General features: G+C 76.2%; 2 protein-coding genes. One reads left to right on the top strand and one right to left on the bottom strand.

The annotated features are described in order from the left end of the window. On the bottom strand, positions 1-908 hold a 908-nt coding region (locus tag BU197_RS18075; RefSeq protein ID WP_223184099.1), incomplete at its 3' end, for an FHA domain-containing protein. 455 nt (positions 909-1,363) lie between these two features. Between BU197_RS18075 and BU197_RS18070 the strand changes: the two genes are divergently transcribed. After that, the coding region (locus BU197_RS18070) for a serine/threonine-protein kinase (RefSeq protein ID WP_317453395.1) at positions 1,364-2,423 on the top strand (1,060 nt) is incomplete at its 3' end.

Genomic DNA, 2,423 nt, shown 5'->3' with positions numbered 1-2,423 from the left:
CCCTCGTAGCCACCGGACTCGCCGGTCGCGGTCCCGCCCGCGTCGCCGAAGCCGCCGGACTCCGCCCCGCCGCGCGCGTGCCCGGCCGGACCGTCCCCGTACCCGGCCCCGTACGGCGTGTCCGGCGAGCCGTTCCCGTCCCCGTACCCGGCCCCGTACGCCCTGTCCGCCGGGCCGTCCGCGTACCCGCCGCCGTGCGTGGCCCCGTCCGCCGGTCCCGGGGGCAGGGCGGGGCCCGGGGTGTCGTCCGGCGTGCGGACGATCCGCAGATGGCCCTCGCCGTCCGGGGCCGTCGCACGCGCGCGCGTGCCGACCGGGTCGTCGCCGGGGCCGGTCAGGCGGAGGGCCGACTCGCCGAGGCGGAGCAGGGCGCCGGGGCGGAAGTGGACCGGGTGCTCGCCGACCGGGACGCCGTCGAGGGTCGTGCCGTTGGTCGAGCCGAGGTCGGCGACGCTGACCCGGCCGTCCTCGGCGACGACGACCGTGCAGTGCGCGCGGGAGACGTCCGGGTCGTCGAGCGGCACGTCGGCGTCGACGGAACGGCCGATTCTGATCGGTCCGCCGTGCAGCAGGTGCACCCCGCCCGCGTCCGGGCCCGCCACCACCCGCAGCCGGGCGCAGGCCGTCTCGTCGATGCGCTCGTCCGGGCCGGGGACCTGGAGGGAGAGGACCGCGCCGTCGACGAGCGGGGGCTCGCCGAGGACGGCGCGCCGGTTGTCGAGCCGCTCCGGGCCCGCGTAGAGCACGGTCGCGCCCGAACCGGAGGTCTCGGGACCGGTGACGGCGGCGGCCAGAGCGGAGGCCACGGCGGAGAGCACCGTCCCCGCGGGGGCCGTGACGAGTACGTCGCAGGTGCGCCCGGCGCCATGGCCGGCGTACGGCGCGAGAACGGTCAGCCGGATCTGCATCGCCGTCAGCGGTCCCTTCTGCGCGCGAGGCCGGCAAGGGGAACCGCCCGGTCTCTCCCCCCACCCTGCTCGGGCGCGTCGCCCGGTACAGGTTCGGCACGGCGCGGGGCTCCCGACCCCATGGACACGACGTGCTGGAGGCATCCTCGCACCTGCCACCGACAACCCGCCCCCGGGTCGGCCGGAAGTGATCTTGATTGGTCACCCATGGGCGGAAAAGTGCCTGGTCGTCCATGCCACCGGAACATGCCCGGCAACCCTTCCGTCCCGAAGAGCGTCTTCTTCCGGACAGCGTCGCCCCGGAGGGGCGGCCGGAACCCGCCTGTGGACGACCGGCCTGCGCCCGGTGCGGCGGCACTAAAGTGGGTCGGACATCCGGACCGGTCACCACCAGGAAGCGACCTCCGGGACCACCTCCGGGACCCCGGGACCACGATCAGCAGGGAGCGCGTGACGTGCGGCCTATCGGCAGCAAGTACCTGCTCGAGGAGCCGCTCGGGCGCGGCGCCACGGGCACCGTCTGGCGAGCCCGCCAGCGCGAGGCGGCGGGGGCCGAGGCGGCCGTGTCCGGCCGGCCCGGCGAGACCGTCGCGATCAAGGTCCTCAAGGAGGAGCTGGCCAACGACGCGGACATCGTGATGCGCTTCCTGCGCGAGCGGTCCGTGCTGCTCCGGCTCACCCACCCGAACATCGTGCGCACCCGCGACCTGGTCGTCGAGGGCGACGTCCTCGCCCTCGTCATGGACCTCGTCGAAGGCCCGGACCTGCACCGGTACCTGCGCGAGAGCGGCCCGCTCACCCCGGTCGCCGCCTCCCTCATGACCGCCCAGATCGCCGACGCGCTCGCCGCGAGCCACGCCGACGGCGTGGTCCACCGCGACCTCAAGCCGGCCAACGTGCTCCTCGCCGAGCAGGGCGGCGAGATGCACCCGATGCTCACCGACTTCGGCATCGCGCGCCTCGCCGATTCCCCGGGGCTCACCCGCACCCACGAGTTCGTCGGCACGCCCGCGTACGTGGCGCCCGAGTCCGCCGAGGGCCGCCCGCAGACCTCCGCCGTCGACGTCTACGGCGCGGGCATCCTGCTGTACGAGCTGGTCACCGGGCGTCCGCCGTTCGCCGGGGGCAGTGCGCTCGAAGTCCTGCACCGGCACCTCAGCGAGGAGCCGCGCCGCCCCTCCACCGTGCCCGCCCCGCTGTGGACGGTCATCGAGCGCTGTCTCAGCAAGGACCCGGACCGGCGGCCCAGCGCCGAGAACCTGGCGCGCGGGCTGCGCGCGGTCGCCGCCGGCATCGGCGTGCACGCGACCCCCGCCCAGATCGAGGCGGCCGAGGGCGTCGGCGCGCTCCTCGCCCCCGACCCGGCGCCCGCGCCCGCCCCCCCCCCCCCCGCCGCCTCCAGCACGCCGACGGGCGCTCCCTGTGGGCCGAGGTCACCGTCGCGCCCGTGCCCGAGAGCCGCAGCGTGCTGCTCTCGATCGCGGACATCAGCGAGCGACGCGAACTCCAGGCGCG

Source organism: Streptomyces sp. CBMA291 (assembly GCF_014596525.1).
GTDB lineage: Bacteria > Actinomycetota > Actinomycetes > Streptomycetales > Streptomycetaceae > Streptomyces.
Note: the sequence above shows the minus strand (reverse complement) of the source record. Positions and strands in the feature narration are given on the sequence as shown.